Here is a 23,212-nt window from a genome sequence, read left to right on the forward strand (position 1 = left end):
GGTGCGGCGGGCGTCAGGCCGCCTTCTGGCGCATGCGGCCGTAGAACGTCTCGCCCGCATCCGCTATCTGCCGCAGCAGCGCCGGCACGGCGAAGCGCGCGCCGTGGATCGTGGCGAGCCGGTCGGCCTTCTCCACGAAGGCCTTCGCCCCCATGAAGTCGATGTAGGAGAGCGCGCCGCCCGTGAACGGCGCGAAGCCGAAGCCCAGGATCGAGCCGACATCCGCCTCGCGCGGATCGACGACGACGCCCTCCTCGACGGTGCGGGCCGCCTCCAGCGCCTGGGCGACGAGGAGGCGCTCCTGCAGCTCGGCGAAGTCGATGGTCTCGCCCGTGCGCCGCTCCTTGGCGAAGCGCGCGAGGCCCGGCCACAGCCGCTTCTTGCCGCCTTCGGGGTAGTCGTAGAAGCCCTTGCGGTTCTTGCGCCCGAGCCGGCCCTCCTCCTCGACCATGCCCACCAGAAGCGCCTTCTGGTCCGGGTCGATGCTGCCTCCGCCGAGCTGCGCCTCGGTCGCCTTGACGATCTTCAGCGCGAGATCGAGCGCTACCTCGTCGTTGAGCGAGAGCGGCCCCACCGGCATGCCCGCCGCCTTGCCGGCGTTCTCGATCATCGCCGGCGGCACGCCCTCGACCAGCATCTTGTGCCCCTCGAGCACGTAGGCGCCGACGCAGCGGTTGGCGAAGAACCCGCGCGCGTCGTTGACGACGATCGGCGTCTTCCTGATCGCCCGCACGAAGTCGAGGGCGACGGCCAGCGCCTCGTCGCCGGTCTTCTCGCCCAGGATGATCTCGACGAGCATCATCTTCTCGACGGGGGAGAAGAAGTGGATGCCGACGAAGCGTTCCGGACGGGAGGAGGCCTTGGCCAGGCCCGAGATCGGCAGCGTCGAGGTGTTCGAGCCGAAGATCGCGCTCTCGCCCACGGCGGCCTCGACCTTGGAGATCACCTCGGCCTTGACCTTGGGGTCCTCGAACACCGCCTCGACCACGAGATCGCAGCCGGCGAGCGCGCCATAGTCGTCCGCCGCGGTGATGCGCGCGAGGAGCGCATCGCGGTCCGCCGTCTTGGCGCGGCCCTTCATGACCTGATCGGTCATCAGCTTGTGGGAATAGGCCTTGCCCTTCTCCGCGGTCTCGAGGTCGCGGTCGACGAGCACGACCTCGAAGCCCGCGTTCGCGGCGACGTAGGCGACGCCCGCGCCCATGAAGCCGGCGCCGACGACGCCGATCGTCTTCAGCCTCGTCTCGCCCACCGAGGCGGGCCGGCGCGCGCCCTTGTTGAGCTCGCCCATCGAGACGAACAGCGTGCGGATCATCGCCGCCGCCTCCTTCGAGCGCAGGATGTGCGCGAACCAGCGCGACTCCACCTTCAGCGCGAGATCCATAGGCAGCTGCAGGCCCTCGTAGACCGATTGCAGGATGGCCTTGGCGGCGGGGTAGTTGTCGTTGGTCTCGCGGCGATAGATGGCGTTGGCCGCCGGCCAGATCTGCATGCCGGCCGCGGAATGGACGCGGTTCGACGGCAGCTTGAAGCCCTTCTGGTCCCAGGGCGCGACCGCCGAGCCGCCGTCGCGGATCCAGGCCTTGGCCGTGTCGATCAGCGTGTCGTGCGGCACGACCTGATGCACGAGGCCCATGTTGCGGGCCATCAGGCCTTTCAGCTGCTGGCCCTTGAACAGCATCTGCAGCGCGTCGCCCGTCTGCATCAGGCGCGCCACGCGCTGGGTGCCACCCGCGCCGGGGAAGAGCCCGACCTTGATCTCGGGCAGGCCGACCTTGGTCGCGTCATGATCGCACAGGACGCGGTGATGGCAGGCGAGCGCGAGCTCGAAGGCGCCGCCCAGGCAGGTGCCGTGGATCGCGGCGACGAACGGCTTCCCGCAGGTCTCGAGCCGCCGGTAGAGCAGCGAGAGCCGGCGCGATTCCTCGAAGAAGACGCGCATCGCCTCCTTGTCGCCCTTCTCGGCCGCGAGCTGCGTGTGGAGATCGCGCAAGCCCTGGAGCATGGTGAGGTCGGCGCCGCCGGAGAAGTCCTTCTTGCCCGACGCGATCACGCAGCCCTTGATGCCCTCGGTCGCGGCGACGTGCTCGACGATGGCGGAGAGCTCGTCCATCACGGGAAGCGTGATGACGTTCATCGAGCGGTCCGGCATGTCCCAGGTGACGAGGGCGACGCCGTCGGAATCGACCTCGAAGCGGAAGTTCACGAGTTCCATGACGCTCTCCCTCACACGCGCTCGATGATGGCGGCCGAGCCCATGCCGGCGGCGACGCACAGGGTGACGAGCGCCGTCTGCTTGTCCTGGCGCTCCAGCTCGTCGAGGGCGGCGCCGAGGATCATGGCGCCCGTCGCGCCGAGCGGGTGGCCCATGGCGATCGCCCCGCCATTGACGTTGACGACGCCCGGGTCGAGGTCGAGCGCCTGCATGTAGCGCAGCACCACGGCGGAGAAGGCCTCGTTGATCTCGAAAAGGTCGATGTCGGCCTTGGTCATGCCGGCGCGCTTGAGCACGAGCTCGGTCACGTCGATCGGGCCGGTGAGCATCAGCGCGAGGTCGGAGCCCGTCGAGGCGAAGGCCCGGATGCGGGCGCGGGGCTTCAGGCCGGCCATGTCGCCGGCCGTCCTCGAGCCGACCAGCACGGCGGCCGCGCCGTCGACGATGCCGGACGAGTTGCCGGCGTGGTGGACGTGCTCGAGATATTCGACGTCCGGATGCGCCGCGATGGCCACCGCGTCGAAGCCGCCCATGTCGCCGATCTGCACGAAGGCGGCCTTGAGCGCGCCGAGCGACTGCATGTCCGTGCCCGGCCGCACGTGCTCGTCGCGGTCGAGGATGGTGAGGCCGTTGACGTCCTCCACCGGCACGATCGATTTGGCGAAGCGTCCCTCCGCCCAGGCGGCGGCGGCGCGGCGCTGGCTCTCCACCGCGAAGGCGTCGACGTCGTCGCGGGAGAAGCCGTATTTCGTCGCGATCAGGTCGGCGGCGATGCCCTGGGGCAGGAAATAGGTGTCGATGGCGAGCTTGGGGTCCACCGGCCAGGCGCCGCCGGAGGCGGCCATGCCGATGCGGCTCATCGATTCGACGCCGCCGCCGATCGCCATCTCCTTCATGCCGCTCATCACCTGCGCGGCGGCGAAGTTCACCGCCTCGAGGCCCGAGGCGCAGAAGCGGTTGATCTGGACGCCCGGGACCTCCTTGCCGAAGCCCGCGCCGAGCGCGGCGGCGCGGGCGATGTCGCCGCCGGCCTCGCCGATCGGGTCGACGCAGCCGAGCACCACGTCCTCGATCAGGACCGGGTTCAGGTGGTTGCGCTCCTGGATCGCCCTCAAGGTGGTGATGGCGAGGTCCACCGCCGGCACCTCGTAGAGCGACCCGTCCGGCTTGCCGCGCCCGCGGGGCGTGCGCACGGCGTCGTAGATGTACGCTTCAGGCATTGGAATCCTCCGTGCGGAGTCGGCGGAGCTGCTTCCGCGCTTCATTCTTCAGTTCGCTCAATATCAAGCTGGGCGTTGCGGCTGATGATAATCGAAGGCGAGCTAGCACATCCCGCCAACGGTCTTCATCACGGGCAAGCTCGACAAATTCGTGCCCCGCAGCCGTCAACCTCATGATTCTTCCACCCGATCTTCCGAGGCCCGGCCTTCCCTGATGTTCCGCGCGCACCCAATCGAGTTCGCACAAGATGCGCCAATGCGTGAACTCAGGACCGGCGTCAGTGGGCACAGCGATGCTCACGCGGAAGCCTTCGCTCTCATCGATATCGATCACAGGAGCTGTGGGTGCGACGTCAAGTGGACAGTCGACTTCCGCGCGTAGAGCGAGACTACGCAGGACGTCGGGATCCAGCTTCATCAGAACGCCTCCGCCGGCAGCGCCATCGTGGTCTCCGCGCCGGCCGAGATGCGGGCGAGCTGGGCCGCGGTCTCCGGCATCAGGCGCTCCATGTAGAAACGGGCGAGGACGAGCTTCTCGGCCATGCCGGGCGCGCCCTCCTTGGCGAGGGCGGCCTTGGCCATGACGGCCCACATGTGCCCCATGGCGACGAGGCCGAAGAGGTGCATGTAGTCGGTGGCGCCGGCGCCGGCGTTGTCGGGCTTGGTCATGGCGTTGTTCATGAACCACATCGTCGCCTGCTGCAGGCGCCCGAGGCCCTCGGCCAGCGGCCCGACGATCGGCTGGAGCGCCGCGTCGCCGCCGTTCTCCTTGCAGAAGGCCTCGACCTCGCCGAAGAAGGCCATCACCGCGCGCCCGCCGTCCTTGGCGAGCTTGCGGCCGACGAGGTCCATGGCCTGGATGCCGTTCGCGCCCTCGTAGATCATGGTGATGCGGGCGTCGCGGACGAACTGCGACATGCCCCATTCCTCGACGTAGCCGTGGCCGCCGAACATCTGCTGGGCCTTGACCGCGTTGTCGAAGCCGAGATCGGTGAAGACGCCCTTCACCACCGGCGTCATCAGGCCGAGGAAGTCGAGCGCCTTCTGCCGCGCCGCCGGATCCGGCGAGCGGTGGGCGATGTCGGACTGGAGCGCGGTCTTCAGGATGAGCGCGCGCGCCGCCTCGTTGATGGCGCGGATCGTCATCAGGGTGCGGCGCACGTCCGGGTGGACGATGATCGGGTCGGCGGGGCCGTCCGGGTTCTTCGGGCCGGTGAGGGAGCGGCCCTGGAGGCGGTCCTTGGCGTAGAAGACCGCGTTCTGGTAGGCGACCTCGGCGACCGCGAGGCCCTGGACGCCGACCGCGAGGCGCGCCTCGTTCATCATCACGAACATGGCCGCGAGCCCGCGATTCTCCTCGCCGACGAGCCAGCCGGTGGCGCCGTCGTAGTTCATCACGCAGGTGGCGTTGCCGTGAATGCCCATCTTGTGCTCGAGCGAGCCGCAGGAGACGCCGTTGCGAGCGCCGAGCGATCCGTCCTCGCCGACCAGGAATTTCGGCACGACGAAGAGCGAGATGCCCTTCGTGCCCGCCGGCGCGCCCTCGATGCGGGCCAGCACCAGGTGGACGATGTTCTCGGTGAGGTCGTGCTCGCCCGACGAGATGAAGATCTTCGTGCCGGAGAGCGCGTAGGAACCGTCGCCGTTCGGCACGGCCTTGGTCTTGATCATGCCGAGGTCGGTGCCGCAATGCGGCTCCGTCAGGTTCATCGTGCCCGACCAGACGCCCTCGACCATCTTGGGCAGGTAGGTCGCCTTCTGCTCGGGCGAGCCGTGCACCATCAGCGCCGCGATCGCGCCCTGGGTGAGGCCGGGATACATGGCGAGCGCGAGGTTCGCCGAGGAGGCGAATTCCTGCATCACCGTGTTGAGGGTCGACGGCAGGTTCTGGCCGCCGAGCTCCTCGGGCGCCGAGAGGCCGAGCCAGCCGCCCTCGACATAGGCCCGGTAGGCGTCCTTGAAGGCGGCGGGCGTGGTGACGCTGCCGTCCGGGTTGCGGACGCAGCCCTCCTTGTCGCCGACGAGGTTCGTCGGCGCCCACGAGGTCTCGGTCAGCTTCGCCGCCTCCTCGAGAATCGCCGCGACCGTGTCGGGCGTCGCTTCCGCGAATCCGGGGAGGTCCGCATAGGTGTCGAGCTTCAGCACGTCGTTGAGAAGAAAAGAGGTTTCCGCGACGGGGGCCTTGTAGACCGGCATGTCTGTCTCCCGAGGTGTCGGCCTGGATAGTTCACATATAAACTATCACGGCGCGGAACGCCAGGGGGATTGTCGCGCGATGGCGGTCACATCCTGGAGGCGGCGTCGGCTAGGGCCGCCGGCGGCGTCTCACGTATCGGGTATCGCGATGGGCGTCGTCCCGATCGGATGGGAGACGATCCGGGCTGCGCGCGCCTCACGCGCAATAGAGCCGATACAGGGTCGCGATCAGCTCGCGGGCCTCCGGCGAGGCCAGCCGATAATAGATCGTCTGCCCCTCGCGGCGCGTGGTGACGAGGCCGAGCGCGCGCAGCTTCGAGAGGTGCTGCGAGAGCGCCGACTGGCCGAGCCCGACGGCCTCGGCGAGCGCGCCCACCGAGACTTCCTCGTCCATCATCCGGCACATCGCCATCAGCCGCTTCGAATGCGCCAGCGCGGAGAGCAGCTCCGCCACCTTGTCCGCCTTCGGCGCGAGCGCCGCGAGATCGTCCGCCGTCGCCACCCCGTTTTTCCCTTCAGCTACCCGTCCGCAACATGGCGGCGAAGCGACCCGAGGGCAAGGGTCATGCCGTTCGGGAAGGGGCGCGAGTGGATCGAAGGCGGCGTCCATGGCTCTCAGCCTCGTTGCAGGTAGGGTCGCATCCCGGACAGGTCGTAGCCGGCGTTCCCCGCGATGGTCAGGATCTCGTCCGGCGAGCGCGCGCCGGCCTGGGTGAAGGCCCACAGCGTCGCCGAGCGCGTGCCCGAGCGGCAGAAGGCCAGCGCCGGCCCCTCGGTCTCGGAGAGGGCGGCGTCGAAGGCGGTGACGTCGTCCATGGTCATCGCGCCCGAGACGACGGGGACGTAGCGGTAGTCGAGGCCGAGCCGCTTCGCCTCCGCCTCGAGGGCGGCGCCGGGCGGCTGGTCCATGCTCTCGCCGTCCGGGCGGTTGTTGATCACGGTCTTGAAGCCGGCCTCCTTCACCGCCGCGAGATCCTCGATGCGGAGCTGCGGGGCGACGGCGATCTCGGGCGTCAGCGTGCGGATGTCGGCCATGGGGGTCTTCCTCGCTTCTGTGTCTCGTCTCGGTCGCCGCCGCCTCAGAAGAGGCTCAGGGCGGCGGGAAGGCTCTGCGCGAGCATGAACAGTGCGACCGCGACGATCAATGCCGCAAACACGCGATTGAGCGCGCCCTTGGTGCCCGACAGCTGCCGCGCCGAGCGCGCGCCGAGGAGGCCGCCGAGGAAGGCGCCGGCGACGAACAGCCCGGCGAGGGTCCAGTCGACGAGGCCCGAGGCCGCGTAGTTCGCCGCCGTGGTCAGCCCGAAGGCGGTGACCGCGACGAGCGAGGAGCCCACCGCGTAGAGCATCGGCATGCCCGTCGCCAGCGCGAGGCCCGGCACGATCAGGAAGCCGCCGCCGATGCCGAAGAAGCCCGAGAGCGCGCCGGCGGCGAGCCCGAACCCCACGAGCTTGGGCGCGTTCTCGCGCCCGAGCCGCACCTCGGCGCCCGTGCCCTTGTCCTTGCGCCGCACCATCAGCGCGGCGACGACCAGCATCAGCACGGCGAAGGCGGCGATGAGCGCCTGCCCGTCCACCATCTTGCCGATGGTCGAGCCGAGAAAGGCGCCGACGATGCCAGAGCCGGCGAAGACGCCGGCGCAGCGCCATTTCACCGTGCCGCCGCGGGCGTGGTTCACGAGGTTGATCGCGGCGGAGGCCGCGACCGCGACGGCGGCGGTGCCGATCGCCACGTGAGGGCTCTCCACCCCCACGAGGTAGATGAGCAGCGGCACCGCCAGGATCGAGCCTCCCCCGCCCACGAGGCCGAGCACGAAGCCGACCAGCGAGCCCGAGGCGAGGCCGAGCACGCCCTGCAGGAGCGACGGGGCGAGGGAGAGCGGGATCATCGCGCGACGACCGGGCTGGCGGCGGGGGTCCGCAGCGCCTTGTTCCAGGGCATGACCTTGAGCACGCGCGCCATGCCGCAGAAGCCGGTGATCCCGGCCACGGTGAGGCCCGCGCCGACGAAAGCGGGGACGATCAGGAAAGCCGGATCGGCGACGACGCCGAGCACGGTGCCCACCAGCGCCATCGAGCCGGCGCCGATCTGCACCTGGCGCTGCAGCTCGAGCGGCTGCTTCGCGTCGACCTCGACGGGAAGCCCCGCCCTGCGCCAGGCGTCGATGCCGCCCTCGACGACGAAGGCGTCGCAGCCCTCTCCGGCCTTGGCGGCGAGCTTGGAGGCGTTGCCGATCGTGCGCATGCCGCTCTTGCAATGGAACAGCACGATCTTGCCGGGACCGGCCTCGAGCTCGGCCTGCTCGAGGCTCGACAGGGCGACGTTGCGGGCGCCGGGAATGCGCTCGCGGGCGTGCTCGTCGCGCTCGCGCACGTCGACGAGAACGGCGCCCTGGTCGATCAGGCGCTTGGCTTCGGCCGGGGTGATGGTCGGAAGCGACATTCGGGGGGAACTCCTCGCAGGTCGATGACGGCCGCGCTCCTGGCGGGCAGCCGGACGGTTTCGATGACGGAGCGAAGATAGCCCGTCCTGCATCAGCTTTCAAGGCATTGCTAAATTAGAAAGTGATGATATATTGGTCGCCAGATCGAGCGGGGCCGCCGCGGCGCGACCTCGTGAACGCGAGACACCAGCAGGAGATCCCCATGACCGCGCCCGTCATCCGCGCCTTCTTCGACGAGCCGACCAACACGGTGAGCTATCTCGTCGCCGACCCGGCGACCGGGCAGGCGGCCGTCATCGATCCCGTGCTCGACTACGACCACAAGGCCGGCACGGTGACGACCGACTCCGTCGAGGCGATCCTCGCCGCCGCCGCCGAGGCCGGCTACACCATCGCTTGGGCGCTCGAGACCCACGCCCACGCCGACCACCTCTCGGGTGCGCCCTACATCAAGGCGAAGACCGGCGCCAAGATCGGCATCGGCGAGCATATCAAGGAGGTGCAGCGCATCTTCCGCCCGGTCTTCAACGCCACCGACCTGAAGACCGACGGCTCGGACTTCGACCACCTCTTCGCCGACGGCGAGACCTTCGCGATCGGCGCGCTCTCGGTCGAGGTGCTCTACGTGCCGGGCCACACGCCCGCCGACGTCGCCTACAGGATCGACGACGCCGTCTTCGTCGGCGACACGCTGTTCATGCCCGATTTCGGCACCGCCCGCGCCGACTTCCCCGGCGGGGACGCCAAGAAGCTCTTCGCCTCGATCCAGCGCCTCCTCGCGCTGCCGGCCGAAACGCGGCTGTTCATGTGCCACGACTACAAGGCCCCCGGCCGCGACGACTACGCCTGGGAGACCACGGTGGCCGAGCAGCGACGCGCCAACAAGCACGTCCACGAGGGCGTCGCCGAGGAGGAGTTCGTCGCCATGCGCACCGCCCGCGACGCCACCCTCGCCGCCCCGACCCTGCTGCTCCCCTCCATCCAGGTGAACATCCGCGCCGGCCGCTTCCCGGCCAAGGAGGCGAACGGGGTGCACTATTTGACGATCCCGGTGACCTTCAAGAAGGAGGCGCACGCGGCGTGAGGGAACGCCCTCACGCGATCGGCTCCGGCGGCGGCGCATCCGCGACCGCCGCCGAAGGATCGATCCGGAGCGGCAGGGGCACGGGATCGCGATCGATGGCGACGCGCTCGAAGGCCAGCGCGGCCTCGACGTCGGGAGGATCGAGGTCGAAATCGTCGGCGATGTCCCGAATGGTCTCGCCGCTCTCCCATCGGTCCTTCAAGGCCCAGGTCGCGACGCCGCGCACGTTCGGCGCGCCGAAGGCGAGGCGCGGGTCGAGCCGCACGGGGCTCTCGGTCCCGTCTACGCGCTAGGACAGCACGGTCCCGAGATCGGGGTCGTAGTCGAACTCCCGCAGGCGGCCGGCGAGGATCTCCCGCCAGGCCAGCTGGCCCTCCGCGGAGACGCCGAGAAGCCTGTGCTTGGCCGATCCGCCTTCCACGGCGTCGAAGTCGACGAAGAGCTGCTTGCCGTGGGCCCAGAAGCGGTATTCCGCGAAGGGAAAGCGCGAGCCCAGCTCCCGCGCCATGTAGGCGCGCGCGGCCCGGATCTCGCTGATCGGAACGCCCGCTTGCCGCATCGCGGCGACGACGCCCAGCTCGATCAGCTGAAAGTAGGAAAGCGGGACGCCGCCGTCCCGCGCCGCGATGAGGCCTGGCCGGTCCTCGCCGAGATGCTGCCAGCGCACGACGGTCTGCGGCGAGGTGCGCGCATAGCGCGCCGCCTCCCGAACCCGGTAGGTCGGGACCTCCAACCGCTCGCGCCAAAGCGCTGCGTCCGAAGTCCGAGGCTCCAGCATAGTCCGCGTGGCTCCTGCCGCGACGACGCAATTATCGTTGTTCTAGCGCCGTCACGGATACTGTCAATGGCACATATCGCCGACCGTACGACTCACGTGCACGCTACCGCCCCGCCCCCTCCGCCTCCTCGCGCAGGAGGTGCGGCGTTTCGAGCGCCGGTGTCGGCGTGGCCGCGCGCTCGCGCCGCTCCAGCGCCTTCACCGTCCAGAACGCCGTCGCCAGCGCGGCGCAGCCGAAGCCGATGGCGCCGACGCCCACGCCCGCGAGCACGCCCTGCGGGCCGGCGATCTCCGCGCCGAGCCAGGCGAACGGGATCACGCCGAGCGTCGCGCGACCCCAGTTGAAGGCGGTGGAATAGAGCGGATAGCCGAGATTGTTGAAGGAGGCGTTGGCCACGAACAGGAGGCCGTTGAAGAACCAGACCGGCCCCGAGATCAGGCAGAAGAAGGCGACGAGGTCCGCCGCCGCGCCCGAGATGCCGAACAGGGCGACGATCTCGTGCCGGAAGACGACGAGGAGCACCCAGGTGACGAGAACGTAGAGGCCGGCGACGAGCATCGAATCGCGCAGGATGCGGTGCATGCGGTCGTAGCGCGTCGCGCCCCAGTTCTGTCCCAGGATCGGCCCGACCGCCCCCGAGAGCGCGAACAGGCCGCCGAAGGCGAGGGGCACGAGGCGCTCGACGATGGCGTTGCCGGCGATGGCCTCGTCGCCGAACTGCGCGATGAAGCGCGCCGCGAAGCCGGCGGCGACCGGGCTCGCGATCGCGGTGAGGATCGCCGGCCCCGCGATGTGCGCCATCGGCGGGCCGTCGCGCAGGAGATCGACGAGCGTGGGGCGGGCCAGGAGATCGTGCACGCGCACGACCCCCCACAGGCCCACCGCCACGAAGACGACCCGCGCCGCGATCATGCCGAGCGCGGCGCCCTGCCAGCCGAGGCCCAGCCCGAAGATCAGGATCGGGTCGAGCACGGCGGTGAAGACCGCGCCGGAGAGGGTGACGTACATGGCCCGGCGCGCGTCGCCGACGGCGCGCAGGACGCCCGACGCGCCCATGCCGAGCGCCATCAGGATGTTGGCGGGCAGCACCATCGTCACGAAGCCGACGGCCACCTCCTTCGCTTCACCCTCCGCGCCGAGCCAGCCCATGATCGCCGGGACGAGGGGCCAGATCGCGAGCGTCGCCACGCTCGCCGCGATCACCGACCAGGCCAGCGTCGCCCCGGCGAGGCGGCGCGCGCTCGCCCGATCCCGCGCGCCGAGCGCCCGGGAGACGAGCGCCGCCGTCGCGATCATCAGGCCGACGTTGATCGAGGTGACGAAGAACAGGAGGATGGTCGCGAGGCCGACGCCGGCCGTGACGCTCTTCACCCCGAGCCAGGAGATGTAGAGGAGCGAGAGCAGGTCCACGAGGAAGACGGCGACGAGCCCCACCGCCCCCGTCGTCGTCATCACGACGACGTGGCGCAGCGTCGATCCCGTCACGAAGCGCCCGTCCTCGGCCTGTTTCGTCTCCAAGCGCCACCTCCGCTTTCGCCCGCCCACGATCCCGGCGCGCGCCCGAAGCTTTAGCGTGCTCCGGCGGCGGGGCATAGACGGGCGCACCCTCCTCGGATTTCTGCGATCTTCCCCGCGCGCGGCCGGGGGACTAGGCTCGCGCCGGCCCAATCATCCGGAGCTTCCCCCGTGCTGAGCAACCTCGCCGCCCGCGACGTCGAAACCCTGATCCACCCCTACACCCATCTCGACAAGTTTCGCGAGACGGGCCCGCTCGTGATCGAGCGCGGCGAGGGCGTGCACGTCTTCGACGGGGCGGGCAAGCCCTATCTCGAGGGCATGGCGGGGCTGTGGTGCACCTCGCTCGGCTACTCGAATCGCGAGCTGGTCGAGGCCGCGCGCGAGCAGATGGAGCGGCTCCCCTTCCAGCACATCTTCTCCGGCCGCAGCCACGACCCGGCGATCGCGCTCGCCGAGAAGCTCAAGGAGATCGCCCCGGTGCCGATCTCCAAGGTGACGTTCTGCTCCTCCGGGTCTGAGGCGAACGACACGCAGGTGAAGCTCGCCTGGTACATGAACAACGCGCTCGGCCGGCCGCGGAAGAAGAAGATCATCGCCCGCACGAAGGGCTACCACGGCGTCACCGTGGCCTCGGCCTCGCTCACCGGGCTGCCGGCGAACCACGCGCTGTTCGACCTGCCGATCCAGAACATCCTGCACACCTCCTGCCCGCACCATTACCGCTTCGCGGAGGAGGGCGAGACGGAGGAGGCCTTCTCCGCCCGGCTCGCCGCCGAGCTCGAGGAGATGATCCAGCGCGAGGACCCGGACACGGTGGCCGCCTTCATCGCCGAGCCGGTGATGGGCGCGGGCGGCGCGCTCGTGCCGCCCAAGGGCTATTTCGAGGCGATCGGGCCGGTGCTCGAGAGATACGACGTGCGGCTGATCGCCGACGAGGTGATCTGCGGCTTCGGGCGGCTCGGCACCATGTTCGGCTCGCAGCGGCTCGGCATGGCGCCGCACACGCTTTCGGTCGCCAAGGCCATCACCTCGGCTTACATGCCGCTCGGCGCGGTGCTGCTCGACGAGCCGATGTACGAGGCCATGCTCCAGGGCTCGCGCGAGGTCGGCACCTTCGGCCACGGCTTCACCTATTCCGGCCACCCGACCACCTGCGCGGTGGCGCTGAAGACGCTCGAGATCTACGCGCGCGACCGCATCGTCGAGGGTGTCGCGGCGAAGGAGCCGCACTTCCTGCGCCGCCTCGCCGCCATCGGCGAGCACCCGCTCGTCGGCGAGGCGCGCGGGCTCGGGCTCATCGCCGGGATCGAGCTCGTCGCCGACAAGGCGACGAAGCGTCAGTACGACCCCAAGGCCATGGTCGCCGCCAAGGCGGTGGCCTTCTGCCAGGAGGAGGGGCTGATCCTGCGCAACCTGATGGGAGACCGCATCGCGATCTGCCCGCCCTTGATCATCACCGAGGCCGAGATCGACGAGCTCTTCGACAAGCTGACGCGCGCGCTCGACCGCACCCTGGACTGGGCGGCGAGCCTCGGCTGAGCGCCGGGTGATTCGCACCGCCCGTGCCGCGCCAGATCACGCCGCGCACGAAAAAGCCGCCCTTGCGGGCGGCTCGCTCGTCCTTCGGGATGGGCCCGCCGGTCAGCGCGGGGCCAGGATCATGATCATCTGCCGGCCTTCGAGCTGCGGCTCGACCTCGACCTTGGCGATCTCCTGGGTCTCTTCCTTGACCTTCTCGAGCAGCTTCAGGCCGAGATCCTGGTGCGCCATCTCGCGTCCGCGGAAGCGCAGGGTGATCTTGACCTTGTCGCCCTCGTCGAAGAAGCGCCGGACGTTCTTCATCTTCGTCTCGTAATCGTGCTTGTCGATCGCGGGACGGAGCTTGACTTCCTTGACCTCGACGGTCTTCTGCTTCTTGCGCGCCTCGGAGGCCTTCTTCTGCTGGTCGAAACGGAACTTGCCGTAATCCAGCAGCTTGCAGACGGGCGGCTCCGAGTTCGGCGCGATCTCGACGAGGTCGAGGCCGACCTCCTCGGCGACGCGCATGGCGTCGAAGAACGACATGACGCCGCGGTTCTGGCCCTCTTGATCGATGAGCTGAACCTCGCGGACGCCGCGAATGTCACGGTTGGCGCGCGGCCCCTCCTTCTGGGGGGTCGGCGGGGCTCTCATGGGTCGGCGAATGGCTGTGATCTCCTCGTTTGCAGGGTACACGCCGAGGCCGCACCGCTGAGCGGGCGGCCGACCGTCGGGCGCGAACCCCTGTACCTCATGAACGAGCATGTTTGCGCAAACGCGCTATAAGTCAAGGCGCGCGGAGACGATCGAGCAGCGTCGCGTAGACGTCCAGCGTGTCCGCCACCATGCGATCGAGCGAGAAATGCCGCTCGACATGCATGCGCGCGCGCAGCGCCATGGCCTCGCGCGCGCTGGCGCGCAGCGTCAGCGCCTCGGCCACGGCGTCGGCGAGGGCGTCCGGGTCGCCGGGCGGCACGCGCCAGCCGGTGCGCTCGGCGGCCTCGACCTGCGGGGGCGCGAGCACCGTCTCCGGCACGGCGCCGAGATCGCTCACCACCACCGGCGTGCCCATGGCCTGCGCCTCCACCGCCGAGCGGCCGAAGGCCTCGGGCTCGGTGGAGGGCACCGTCACCACGGAGGCGCCGAGGAGCGCCGCCGGCATGTCCGTGCAATGGCCCACGCGCTTGACCACGCCGTCGAGACCCCGCGCCGCGATCAGCCCGTCGATCTCCTTCACGTAGCCCTCGCGGCCCTGCGGGTCGCCGGCGAGCACGAAGACGACGTCGGACAGCCCCCAGTCTTGCAGCCGCGCCGCCGCCTCGATCAGCACCTTCTGGCCCTTCCACGAGGTCAGCCGCGCCGCCAGCAGCACCACCCGCTGGTGCGGAGCCACGTCCCAGGCCGCGCGCAGCGCCTCGATCCGCTCCGGCGCCACCGCGGAGGGCGCGTAGGCCGAGAGGTCCGTGCCGCGGTGGATCACCCGAAGCCGCCCCTCCGCCTCGGGGTAGAGCCCGGCGATCAGCCCGGCCGTGTAGTGCGAGTTGGCGATGACGATGTCGCCGCGCGCCATCACCGAATTGTAGCGGTGCTTGAGCCCCGTGCGGCTCTGGTAGGAGCCGTGATAGGTGGTCACGAAAGGCAGCGACAGCGCCCGCGCCGCGCCGAGCCCCGACCAGGCCGGCGCCCGCGAGCGGGCGTGGATCAGCCCCACCCCCTCGTCGAGGCACAGCTTTGCGAGGCGGCGCACGTTGCGCAGCATGGTCAGCGGGTTCTTCGAGGCGGCGGGGAAGGGCGCCCAGATGCCGCCCTTGGCCTGCAATTCGCCCACCAGCCGCCCGCCTTCCGTCGCCACCAGCGCGCGCGCGCCGATCGTCGCGAGCCCGGCGGCGACGTCCACCGCCGTGCGCTCCGCGCCGCCCGCCTCCAGCTCGGGGATGATCTGCAGGATCGTCCGGCCGGCGAGCGGGTGGGCGAGGGGATCCATCGGCGCGCGCTCCATCAGGTTCATCGGGCCCCGCCCCCGGCTCGCATGCGGGTCGCCGGACGTGGTAGAGCACGAATCGAGCGCGAGAGCGGCCGTGGGCGGCGCGGGAGCATGGGGCGAGGGCCTCGGGGTGACGCGTCGGATTGCGCGGGCGTTCTTCGAAACTCCTTAAACAGCGTTGAGGTTTGGTAAAACCATGGCGGAAATGTTGGAAATCGGCGAAGGCGCGGCGCGCCGGCGGCTCGCGGTCGAGGCCCGCCCGGCCACGACGCGCCGCGAGGACCCTCCGATCGTCTGGCTCGGCGGCTTCCGCAGCGACATGCGCGGCGGCAAGGCCGAGCGCCTCGACGCCTTCGCCGCCCGCACCGGCCGCGCCTGCCTGCGCTTCGACTATTCCGGCCACGGCGAATCGGAAGGCCGCTTCGAGGACGGCACGATCTCGCTCTGGCTCGAGGACGCGCTCGCCGTGATCCGGGCCCACGTCGACCGCCCCCCGGTTCTGGTCGGCTCCTCCATGGGCGGCTGGATCGCGCTCCTCGTCGCCCGCGCCCTCGCCGGCACGCCGATCGCGCCGGCCGGGATGGTGCTGATCGCCCCCGCCGCCGACTTCACCGAGCGGCTGATGTGGTCGCGCTTTCCCGAAAGCATCCGCGAGACGATCCTGCGCGAGGGCGTCTACCACGAGCCCTCGCCCTACGGCGACCCGACCCCGATCACCCGCGCCCTCGTCGAGGACGGCCGCTCGCATCTCCTGATGGACGCCCCCATCGTCACCGGCTGCCCCGTCCACATCCTCCAGGGCATGCAGGACCCCGACGTCCCGTGGCGCCACGCGGTGGAGACCATGGAGGCCATGGCCTCCGATTCCGTGACCATGACGCTGATCAAGGACGGCGACCACCGCCTCTCCCGCGACGAGGACCTCGACCGCCTGGAAGAGACGGTGGCGCGGATGATCGAGGCGGCGGGGGAGGGGTGAGCGACTGTCTTCGGCGTCAAGCGTTTTGGGCGTGCCATGGGGTACCGTCCCGGATGATGGCGTTGAGGATGGTGAGGAGCTTTCGAGCGGTGGCGACGAGGGCGACCATCTTCGGCTTGCCCTGGGCGACGAGCTTGTCGCGGAAGGCCTTCAGCGCGGGATTGCGCCGGCTCGCGACGAGCGCGCCCATGTGCAGGGCGGTGCGAACGGATGCGCGGCCGCCGCCGATGAAGCTCTTGCCGCGCCAGCGTCCGGATTGGCGCGTCCAGGGCGCGAGCCCGGCGAGAGCGGCGATTCGTCGGCGATCGAGCGTGCCGAGCTCGGGCAACTCGGCGATGAGGGTGCGGGCGATGACGGGGCCGACCCCCGGTACGGACGTGAGCAGGTTCTCCTTCTCGCGCCAGGCGGGCGAGCGGCGCACGGCCCCGTCGATGTCGTGGTCGAGGCTGTCGAGCTCGCGGGCGAGCGCCTTCAAGAGCCGGTCGATGCTCTTGCGTACCCGTGGCGGCGCGCTGGCGCGGCGCTGGCGCTCGGAGGTCATCATGGCGACGATCTGGCGCCGCCGGGCGACGAGATCGGCGAGCAGCCGGGTCTCGGCGTCCGCGAGCGGCCGGATCTCCGGGGCGGTCGCCTCGACGAAGTGCGCGATCACGGCGGCGTCGATGGCGTCGGTCTTCGCCCGCTCGCCGAGCGCCCGGGCGAAGGCGCGGACCTGGGCGGGGTTGACGACGAGGACGGGCAGGCCGGCCTCGGCGAGGCTCGCGACGACGATGGCCTCCAGGCCTCCGGTCGCCTCGAGCCCGATCGCCTTCGGGGCCACGGCGCGCAGGCGCTCGACCAGCGCCGCGATGCCTTCGGTGTCGCGCGCGACGTCGAAGCGCTCGTCCGGGCCGCGCACGTGCACGTCGAGGCGGTCCTTGGAAACGTCGATACCGACGATGGGGGCGATGGCGTCCATTGTCTCCCGTCCTTGCGCAAGCGGGCTTCGCTGGCGGCCCAAGCGACTGTTCGGGTTCAATGGAACGGCGAGCGTGGGCCCGGGCTCACCCACGGGCTCGGTATCCCTGAGGGGCGTCGGCCTCACGCTCGCCACCGCCTCCGGCATTATGCCAGAGTCGGCGCGATGAGAGTTACAAGGGGGCGCGCCATGGCGCGCGGCGACCTTCGTAATGGGTATGTCTACCGAGTTGCAGCCTTCGATGGAAGCATTAAGACAATACCCGCAATGCTGCTCTCGACTAAACGCGACGAAGCGACCGGCGCGGACGGCTTCTGGGACCCTCTGCGTGCATTGGTGTGCAGCTTGGAGTCTGAGGGGTTCGTCATCCTGGACGGTCGGGACACTTTCGCGTTCCGCGACAATCTCGTCGACGCGTTCGACTACCTCGACCCGGCCCCGTAACGATGGCTCGGCCAGGCACGCTCAGAGCCGGCATTCCCGGCGCGTTCCTCGCTCTGGGAGCGCTTTGGGCGCTCGGTATCGTCGTCGGCCGAGCAGCGATCGCAAGCGGGATGCCCGGTGGGCTTCTGGGGACCATCCAGATTATCGCGCTCGGATTGGGATCCCTCGCCGTGCGCGTGGCGCTGCGGCCGGGGCCGTCGGCAGGAGCGGCGCGCGCGCGCTTCCTGGGGGCGGCGGCGCTTCTGCTGGTGGTATGTCCCTACATGGTCACGTACATTGCGCTGGAGCAGGTCACCGCCTCCTTGATGGCCATCGTCCTCACGACGACTCCGCTTTTCACCGTTCTGATCGTCGCCGTGCTGAGAACGGAGCCGCTGACGCCGCGGCGCCTGTCCGGCGTCCTGCTCGGGCTCGTCGGCGTGAGTGGGCTGATCTGGTCGCAGGCGGACGATGGCGTGGAGGCCTTCCGGACGCACGCAGCGGGTTTCTTGGCGCTGGCCTTCCTTTCGCCGGCGAGCTACGCGATCGCCAATGTCGTATGTGCATCCTTTTCCTCGGGCCGGGCCGGCCCGGTGCGAGATGCCGTCGACACGAACATCGTCGCTGCATCGCTCGTGGTTCTCGTCGCGTCTTTCACCGTCCCGTTCGCGAGCGCCCCTTCGGTCTCGAATCTATCTTCCGAGGCCGTCTGGTTCACGGCGCTGGCGGCCTGCGCGAACGGCCTTGCATCCGTCGTCTTCTTCATCGCGCTCGCGGCGGACGGCCCTGTCGACACTAGCACCGCGGGATACGTGTCGGCCGTGGTCGCAGCACTTCTCGGAATGTTGTTTCTGGGCGAGACCTTTCCGGTCGCCGCGATCGGCTCCGCCGCTCTCGTTCTTCTCGGCGTCTGGCTCTCTTCGAGGGCAACGCGCGGCGGAGCAGAGCGATGAGCGAGTTCGCCGTCGTGACGGCCAATCGTCGAAAAGCCGCCGCAGCCATCGATGCGCTGTGCCGCCGGGGCATCGCCGCAAGGCACGTCCACGCGCCGCTGACCGAGATCCAGGACGATGATCTCGGCGAGATTGCGCGGTCGAAAGCCGAGCAGGCGAAGAAGCTCGTCGGTGGCCCGGTCCTGGTGGAGGACGGCGGGCTATACATTCGGGCGTTGAACGGGTTTCCGGGCGCATACACCGCATACGTGCTCCGGACGATCGGTGTCGAGGGATTGCTCTCGCTCCTCGAGCGCGAGGAGCGAGATCGCGGGGCGGTCCTCGCCTCCCGTGTCGCCTATGCCGATGCGGAAGGCCGAATTTCGGTGTTTGCAGACGAGTCGAACGTGCTGCAGGTCGCGCGAGCCGCATCCAGATCCGATGCTATCGAGGGCTGGTCCTCGCTCTGGCGTATTCTCGTTCCGCCCGGCGAGACCGCGCCCTACCCCGAGATTCCGGAGCCGCGTCGCAGAGCGTTCGACTCGTACCGTGAGAGGTGTTCGGCACTTTCCAGTTTCGCGGAATGGTATCGGGGGTCGTGAGCCGCTCACCGGGTCCTCTCTTGACCCCCCGCCCCCCTGCGGCGACGCTTCGGGCGCGCCATGGCGGCGGGAGGCCCGCATGAGGATCATGTGCCTGAACGGCTGGGGCGGCCGGCTGCACGATCGGCTCGTCCCCTATCTCGCGCAGGCGTCGCCGGACGTGCTGTGCCTGCAGGAGGTCGTGCACAGCCCGCAGACCGACAGGGACTGGCTGACCTATCGCGACGGCGCGCACGTCCTGCCGCAGCGTGCGAACTTCTTCCGCGACGTCTGCGCGGCGCTGCCCGACCATGTCGGGACCTTCTGCGCCGCAGCGCAGGGCGTCCTGTGGGACGGGGAGACGCCGCTGCCCTCGCGCTGGGGCCTCGCGACCTTCGTGCGCCGGTCGCTGCCCGTCGTCGCGCAGGCCCAGGGCTTCGTGCACAAGGGCTTCTCGCCCCACGGCTACGGCGATCACCCGCGCTCGCGCAGCGCGCACGCGATCCGGATCTTCGACTACCGCACCGACCGGGCGATCGCCGTCACCCACATGCACGGGCTGCGCGACCTGCGCGGCAAGGGCGACACGCCCGAGCGCCTGGAGCAGGCGAGGCGCCTGCTCGCGCTCGCCGCGCAGGTGGCCGAGCCCGGCGATCTGCGGGTGATCTGCGGCGACTTCAACGTCGAGCCCGGCAGCGAGACCCTGCGCCTGCTCGAGCAGGCCGGCCTCGTCGAGCTCGTCACGCGCCGCGGCCTCCCGGGCACCCGCACCTCGCTCTACGAGAAGCCCGGCCGGTTCGCCGACTACATGCTCGTCGACGACGAGGCCGCCGTGCGCGACTTCCGCGTCGTCCGCGACCCGGAAGTCTCCGACCATTGCCCGCTCGTGCTGGAGCTGTAGGCCGGCGCGCTACCCGCCCGCCGCCCAGACCCGCAGCGGGTTCTGCGCGTCCGCCAGCAGCCGGATCGCCATCGCGCAGGAGATCGCCACCAGCAGCGGGCGGATCAGCCGCGCGCCGAAGCGCACGGCGAGCGCCGCGCCGATCTGCGCCCCGATCAGCGCGCCCGCGGCCATGACGAGCCCGATCGGCCAGACCACGGCGCCGGTCGCGGCGAAGAGGGCGAGGCCGCCGAGATTGCTCGCGGCGTTGGCGAGCTTGGTGTGCGCCGTCGCCTTGACCACGCCGTAGCCCAGCGCGGCGACGAAGCCCGCCATGTAGAACGAGCCGGCGCCGGGCCCGAACAGGCCGTCGTAGAAGGCGATGGGCGGCACCAGCGCGAGGAGGAAGACCGGGCGCGTCAGCCGCGCCTTCACGTCCGCCTCGCCCATCCGCCGCGAGAGGCCGAAATAGAGCGCGATGGCGACGAGCAGGATCGGCACGCCGGCCTCGAGCCATGCGGCCGGCAGCACGCTCGCCGACAGCGCGCCGAGCACGGACACCGCCGCGGCGATCGCCGCGATCGGCCAGGCCGTGCGCCAGGGGATCAGCCCGCGCCGCGCGAAGGCGACCGTCGAGGACACGGTCCCCGCCGCCCCCTGCAGCTTGTTGGTCGCGATCGCCGCCACCGGGTCGAGCCCCGCCAGCAGCAGCGCCGGCACGGTCACCAGCCCGCCGCCGCCCGCGATGGCGTCGAAGCAGCCCGCCGCCACGGCGACGAGGAAGAGCAGCCCGAGCAGCTCGGGCGCCATACCGATCTCGACGCCGAACATGCCGCCACGCGCCTTGCCACGAAGCGCCGTGCGGCGACGCCGAACCGGTGAGCGCGACACCGCATCCGGAACCGGAAACCCGGCTCGGCGGAGTTGCGAAGCCGTCGCCTGCCTCACTTCGGATACGCTAACGCATCCCGTGCGGAACGCAAGCGAAAATACGCAGGGCGCCCCTCACCGCACCCAGCGGTCCGCCGCCCGGTCGTCCGCCTCCTTGGCGTCGACCCAGCCGCCGGTCTCCGCTTCGCCGAGCGGGTGCTCGCGCTTCCAGAACGGGGCGCGGGTCTTCAGATAGTCCATCATGAAGTCGGCGGCCTCGAACGCGGCGCGGCGGTGGGCGGAGGCGGCCACCACGAGGACGATGTCCTCCCCCGGCCGGATCACGCCGTAGCGGTGCACCGCGACGAGGCCCTGGAGCGGGAAGCGCTGGGCCGCCTCGCCGGCGACGCGGGCGATCTCGGCCTGGGCCATGCCGGGATAATGCTCGAGCTCCAGCGCCGCGAGGCGCCCGCCCTCGTCGCGGCAAAGCCCGGTGAAGGTCACCACCGCGCCGATGTCGGTGCGCCCGCGCGTCAGCGCGGCGGCCTCGGCGGCGGCGTCGAAGGGCTCGGCCTGGATCCGCACGGCGGGAACGCAGCTCATCGGGCGTCAGCCCCCGGTCATCGGCGGGAAGAAGGCGATCTCGTCGGCGCTGGTGATCACCGCGTCGCGCTTGACGTGGATCTGGTCCATGGCGGCGCGGATCACGCTCTCGTTCTCGAAGGCGTAGGCATATTCCTCGCCCCGGCTCTTCAGCCAGGCGACGAGATCGGCCACCGTGACGACGTCTCCCGGCGGCTCGAGCATTTCCTCGGCCTTGCCGATGCGCTCGCGCACCCAGGCGAAATAGAGGACCTTCAAAGCCATGACGTGATCCCCACGATTGTTGTTCCCCGCATCATTCCTCGACGAGATAGCGCATTCCCGCGCGCATGTAGTCCCAGCCCGTATACAGCGTCAGCAGGGCCGCCGCCCAGAGCAGGACGAGCCCGACCAGCGTCGTGATCGGGAACACCGCGTCCCCCGCGGGCCCCGCCACCAGGAAGCCCAGCGCCACGAGCTGCACCGTCGTCTTGTACTTCGCGACCTTCGAGACGGGAACCGAGACCTTCAGCTCGGCCAGGAACTCCCGCAGGCCCGAGACCAGGATCTCGCGCAGCAGGATCACGATCGCCGCCCAGATGTTCCAGCCGGCGATGGTCCCGTGCGCGACGAGCATCAGCAGCACCGCGGCGACCAGCAGCTTGTCCGCGATCGGGTCGAGCATGCGCCCCAGCGCCGATTGCTGGTTCCACGCCCGGGCGAGCCAGCCGTCGAAATAGTCCGTGATCGCGGCCGCGACGAAGATGCCCAGCGCCCACCAGCGCGCCCAGCTCTCGTTGGGCCAGAACAACAGCCCCACCACCGCCGGAACGGCGAGGCAGCGCCCGTATGTGAGGAGGTTGGGAAGGGAGAGCGCTGTGGATCGTCTCATGAAGGCCGCCGCCGGTCGCGATGGGGAGAGAACACGCGGGGAGGGAAAAGGTCAATGCGGGGAGACGCGACCGCCGCGCGTGGCGTCGCGTCCGCGCCGATGCTCACGTCCCACGCCGCTCCCAGAACACCCGCCCGTCGAAGCCGAACACCGTCTCGCCGTGCTGGTTCACGCCTTCGTTGCGGGTGAAGACCAGGCCCCAGTCCGGGCGCGAGCGCGTTTCGCGCTTGTCGACGACGCGGGTGGTGTAGGTGATGGTGTCGCCGGCATGGACCGGTCTCGACCAGACGAGGTTCACGAAGCCCGGCGAGGCGCCGAGGCGGGCGGGCCTGAGCCCGGCGTCGAGCGCGGCGAGCCGGGCGCGCTCGCGGTGGTCGACCATGGCGCGCATCCAGGCCGCGCCCGTATGCCAGCCGGACGCGCACAGGTCGCCGAAATGGCTGGCGCGGGCCGCGTTCGCATCGACGTGGAAGGCCTGCGGGTCGAAGGCGCGGGCGAAGCGGACGATCTCGTCGGCCGTGAAGGAGCGCGCGCCGAGCACCTCCGGCGCGCCGCCGACGGCGAGATCCTCGAAGAAGGGCAGCGGCTCGGCCGGCGTGACCGGCGGCGGCGGGGCGCCCTCTCCCGTGGGCCGCACGGCCGGCGGGACGGGCTCGGCGCCGCGGCGGGCGAACAGGATCCAGTTCGTCTGCTCGACCACGGGGCGGCCGCCCGGATCATGCAGGGCGAAGCGGAAGCGCACGAGGCCCATGCCGGGCCGCGACCGCGAGGCGCGGGTCTCCAGCACCTCGTGCCCGCCGGTCAGGATCGCCCCCGGCGGGACCGGGGCGAGCCAGCGCACCTCCTCGACGCCCGGCGCGCCCATGGAGGCGGCCTCCAGGATGAAGGCGTCGGAGAGGGCCCGCATGAGCAGCGCGCAGCTGTGCCAGCCGGACGCGATCAGCGTTCCCGCGAAGCTGTCGCGCGCCGCGACCGGGTCGACGTGGAAGGGCTGCGGGTCCCAGTCCCGGGCGAAGGCGACGATCGCCTCCTCGGTCAGCGTGACCGGGGCGTAGGTCATGCGCTCGCCGGGGCGGAAGTCCTCGAAGAACAGGCGGGGCGCGGCAGGGGGCGTGGCAGGGAGCATGAGCGCGGGTCGGGCACAGGGGCGGGCGGGT

Annotated in this window: 26 protein-coding genes; 7 read left to right on the forward strand and 19 right to left on the reverse strand. The window is 70.4% G+C overall.

Features of this window, described 5'->3' with window-relative positions; all coding sequences use genetic code 11:
• Positions 1 to 13: 13 nt before the first annotated feature.
• From ABL310_RS06990 to ABL310_RS07025, 8 genes are all read right to left on the reverse strand, one after another.
• Entirely contained in the window at positions 14 to 2,215 is a 2,202-nt protein-coding gene (locus tag ABL310_RS06990; protein ID WP_349370968.1) for a 3-hydroxyacyl-CoA dehydrogenase NAD-binding domain-containing protein, read from the reverse strand.
• 11 nt (positions 2,216 to 2,226) lie between these two features.
• Positions 2,227 to 3,435, reverse strand: a complete 1,209-nt coding sequence (locus ABL310_RS06995) for an acetyl-CoA C-acetyltransferase (RefSeq protein WP_349370969.1) — start codon at positions 3,433 to 3,435, stop codon at positions 2,227 to 2,229.
• The gene (locus ABL310_RS07000) at positions 3,428 to 3,853 is read right to left on the reverse strand and encodes a hypothetical protein (RefSeq protein WP_349370970.1); all 426 of its coding nucleotides are present in this window, start codon (positions 3,851 to 3,853) and stop codon (positions 3,428 to 3,430) included. The genes ABL310_RS06995 and ABL310_RS07000 overlap by 8 nt, the downstream gene beginning before the upstream one ends.
• On the reverse strand, positions 3,853 to 5,631 hold the full coding sequence (locus ABL310_RS07005) for an acyl-CoA dehydrogenase C-terminal domain-containing protein (protein WP_349370971.1): 1,779 nt from the start codon (positions 5,629 to 5,631) through the stop codon (positions 3,853 to 3,855). Before ABL310_RS07005 ends, ABL310_RS07000 begins: the two co-directional genes overlap by 1 nt.
• 196 nt (positions 5,632 to 5,827) lie before the next feature.
• A complete protein-coding gene (locus tag ABL310_RS07010) occupies positions 5,828 to 6,133 on the reverse strand; it encodes a metalloregulator ArsR/SmtB family transcription factor (RefSeq protein ID WP_349370972.1) in 306 nt (101 codons plus the stop codon).
• Between the two features lie 113 nt (positions 6,134 to 6,246).
• Positions 6,247 to 6,666 (reverse strand): TIGR01244 family sulfur transferase, encoded by a 420-nt coding sequence (locus ABL310_RS07015; protein WP_349370973.1) that lies wholly within the window; start codon positions 6,664 to 6,666, stop codon positions 6,247 to 6,249.
• Between the two features lie 44 nt (positions 6,667 to 6,710).
• Complete coding sequence (locus ABL310_RS07020) at positions 6,711 to 7,520, reverse strand: sulfite exporter TauE/SafE family protein (protein WP_349370974.1); 810 nt, start codon at positions 7,518 to 7,520, stop codon at positions 6,711 to 6,713.
• On the reverse strand, positions 7,517 to 8,074 hold the full coding sequence (locus ABL310_RS07025; protein ID WP_349370975.1) for a rhodanese family protein: 558 nt from the start codon (positions 8,072 to 8,074) through the stop codon (positions 7,517 to 7,519). The genes ABL310_RS07020 and ABL310_RS07025 overlap by 4 nt, the downstream gene beginning before the upstream one ends.
• A gap of 203 nt (positions 8,075 to 8,277) precedes the next feature.
• Here ABL310_RS07025 and ABL310_RS07030 point away from each other — a divergent pair, with 203 nt between their 5' ends.
• The gene (locus ABL310_RS07030; RefSeq protein WP_349370976.1) at positions 8,278 to 9,159 is read left to right on the forward strand and encodes an MBL fold metallo-hydrolase; all 882 of its coding nucleotides are present in this window, start codon (positions 8,278 to 8,280) and stop codon (positions 9,157 to 9,159) included.
• 10 nt (positions 9,160 to 9,169) lie between these two features.
• Here ABL310_RS07030 and ABL310_RS07035 read toward each other — a convergent pair whose 3' ends face one another.
• From ABL310_RS07035 to ABL310_RS07045, 3 genes are all read right to left on the reverse strand, one after another.
• On the reverse strand, positions 9,170 to 9,424 hold the full coding sequence (locus ABL310_RS07035; protein ID WP_349370977.1) for a DUF433 domain-containing protein: 255 nt from the start codon (positions 9,422 to 9,424) through the stop codon (positions 9,170 to 9,172).
• Positions 9,425 to 9,448: 24 nt separating this feature from the next.
• Positions 9,449 to 9,937, reverse strand: a complete 489-nt coding sequence (locus ABL310_RS07040; RefSeq protein ID WP_349370978.1) for a hypothetical protein — start codon at positions 9,935 to 9,937, stop codon at positions 9,449 to 9,451.
• Positions 9,938 to 10,040: 103 nt separating this feature from the next.
• Positions 10,041 to 11,456 (reverse strand): MATE family efflux transporter, encoded by a 1,416-nt coding sequence (locus ABL310_RS07045; RefSeq protein WP_349370979.1) that lies wholly within the window; start codon positions 11,454 to 11,456, stop codon positions 10,041 to 10,043.
• Positions 11,457 to 11,624: 168 nt separating this feature from the next.
• On the opposite strand from ABL310_RS07045, the gene ABL310_RS07050 reads away from it, so the two are divergent.
• Positions 11,625 to 12,995, forward strand: coding sequence for an aminotransferase (locus tag ABL310_RS07050; RefSeq protein WP_349370980.1), 1,371 nt, complete (start codon positions 11,625 to 11,627; stop codon positions 12,993 to 12,995).
• A 102-nt stretch (positions 12,996 to 13,097) separates the two neighbouring features.
• On the opposite strand, the gene infC is transcribed toward ABL310_RS07050, so the two are convergent.
• On the reverse strand, positions 13,098 to 13,628 hold the full coding sequence (gene infC, locus ABL310_RS07055; RefSeq protein WP_349370981.1) for a translation initiation factor IF-3: 531 nt from the start codon (positions 13,626 to 13,628) through the stop codon (positions 13,098 to 13,100).
• A 133-nt stretch (positions 13,629 to 13,761) separates the two neighbouring features.
• The gene (locus ABL310_RS07060) at positions 13,762 to 14,958 is read right to left on the reverse strand and encodes a glycosyltransferase family 4 protein (RefSeq protein ID WP_349370982.1); all 1,197 of its coding nucleotides are present in this window, start codon (positions 14,956 to 14,958) and stop codon (positions 13,762 to 13,764) included.
• A gap of 196 nt (positions 14,959 to 15,154) precedes the next feature.
• On the opposite strand from ABL310_RS07060, the gene ABL310_RS07065 reads away from it, so the two are divergent.
• Entirely contained in the window at positions 15,155 to 15,937 is a 783-nt protein-coding gene (locus tag ABL310_RS07065; RefSeq protein ID WP_349370983.1) for an alpha/beta hydrolase, read from the forward strand.
• 16 nt (positions 15,938 to 15,953) lie between these two features.
• Here the strand turns inward: ABL310_RS07065 and ABL310_RS07070 are convergent, their stop codons facing one another.
• Positions 15,954 to 16,895, reverse strand: a complete 942-nt coding sequence (locus ABL310_RS07070; RefSeq protein ID WP_349370984.1) for an IS110 family transposase — start codon at positions 16,893 to 16,895, stop codon at positions 15,954 to 15,956.
• Positions 16,896 to 17,084: 189 nt separating this feature from the next.
• Here ABL310_RS07070 and ABL310_RS07075 point away from each other — a divergent pair, with 189 nt between their 5' ends.
• From ABL310_RS07075 to ABL310_RS07090, 4 genes are all read left to right on the forward strand, one after another.
• Positions 17,085 to 17,339, forward strand: coding sequence for a hypothetical protein (locus ABL310_RS07075; RefSeq protein ID WP_349370985.1), 255 nt, complete (start codon positions 17,085 to 17,087; stop codon positions 17,337 to 17,339).
• Between the two features lie 2 nt (positions 17,340 to 17,341).
• Positions 17,342 to 18,271, forward strand: coding sequence for a DMT family transporter (locus ABL310_RS07080; RefSeq protein WP_349370986.1), 930 nt, complete (start codon positions 17,342 to 17,344; stop codon positions 18,269 to 18,271).
• The gene (locus tag ABL310_RS07085; RefSeq protein ID WP_349370987.1) at positions 18,268 to 18,852 is read left to right on the forward strand and encodes a non-canonical purine NTP pyrophosphatase; all 585 of its coding nucleotides are present in this window, start codon (positions 18,268 to 18,270) and stop codon (positions 18,850 to 18,852) included. Before ABL310_RS07080 ends, ABL310_RS07085 begins: the two co-directional genes overlap by 4 nt.
• Before the next feature lie 79 nt (positions 18,853 to 18,931).
• A complete protein-coding gene (locus ABL310_RS07090; RefSeq protein ID WP_349370988.1) occupies positions 18,932 to 19,732 on the forward strand; it encodes an endonuclease/exonuclease/phosphatase family protein in 801 nt (266 codons plus the stop codon).
• 9 nt (positions 19,733 to 19,741) lie between these two features.
• On the opposite strand, the gene ABL310_RS07095 is transcribed toward ABL310_RS07090, so the two are convergent.
• From ABL310_RS07095 to ABL310_RS07115, 5 genes are all read right to left on the reverse strand, one after another.
• Positions 19,742 to 20,542: a TSUP family transporter gene (locus ABL310_RS07095; RefSeq protein ID WP_374730375.1), complete on the reverse strand. Its 801-nt coding sequence runs from the start codon at positions 20,540 to 20,542 to the stop codon at positions 19,742 to 19,744.
• A 174-nt stretch (positions 20,543 to 20,716) separates the two neighbouring features.
• Entirely contained in the window at positions 20,717 to 21,184 is a 468-nt protein-coding gene (locus ABL310_RS07100) for a molybdenum cofactor biosynthesis protein MoaE (protein WP_349370989.1), read from the reverse strand.
• Between the two features lie 6 nt (positions 21,185 to 21,190).
• A complete protein-coding gene (moaD, locus tag ABL310_RS07105) occupies positions 21,191 to 21,442 on the reverse strand; it encodes a molybdopterin converting factor subunit 1 (RefSeq protein ID WP_349372010.1) in 252 nt (83 codons plus the stop codon).
• Positions 21,443 to 21,479: 37 nt separating this feature from the next.
• Positions 21,480 to 22,055, reverse strand: a complete 576-nt coding sequence (gene pgsA / locus ABL310_RS07110; RefSeq protein ID WP_349370990.1) for a CDP-diacylglycerol--glycerol-3-phosphate 3-phosphatidyltransferase — start codon at positions 22,053 to 22,055, stop codon at positions 21,480 to 21,482.
• A gap of 103 nt (positions 22,056 to 22,158) precedes the next feature.
• A complete protein-coding gene (locus ABL310_RS07115) occupies positions 22,159 to 23,181 on the reverse strand; it encodes a MaoC family dehydratase (protein WP_349370991.1) in 1,023 nt (340 codons plus the stop codon).
• Between the last annotated feature and the right edge of the window lie 31 nt (positions 23,182 to 23,212).

Source organism: Salinarimonas sp., assembly GCF_040111675.1.
Classification (GTDB): Bacteria; Pseudomonadota; Alphaproteobacteria; order Rhizobiales; family Beijerinckiaceae; genus Salinarimonas.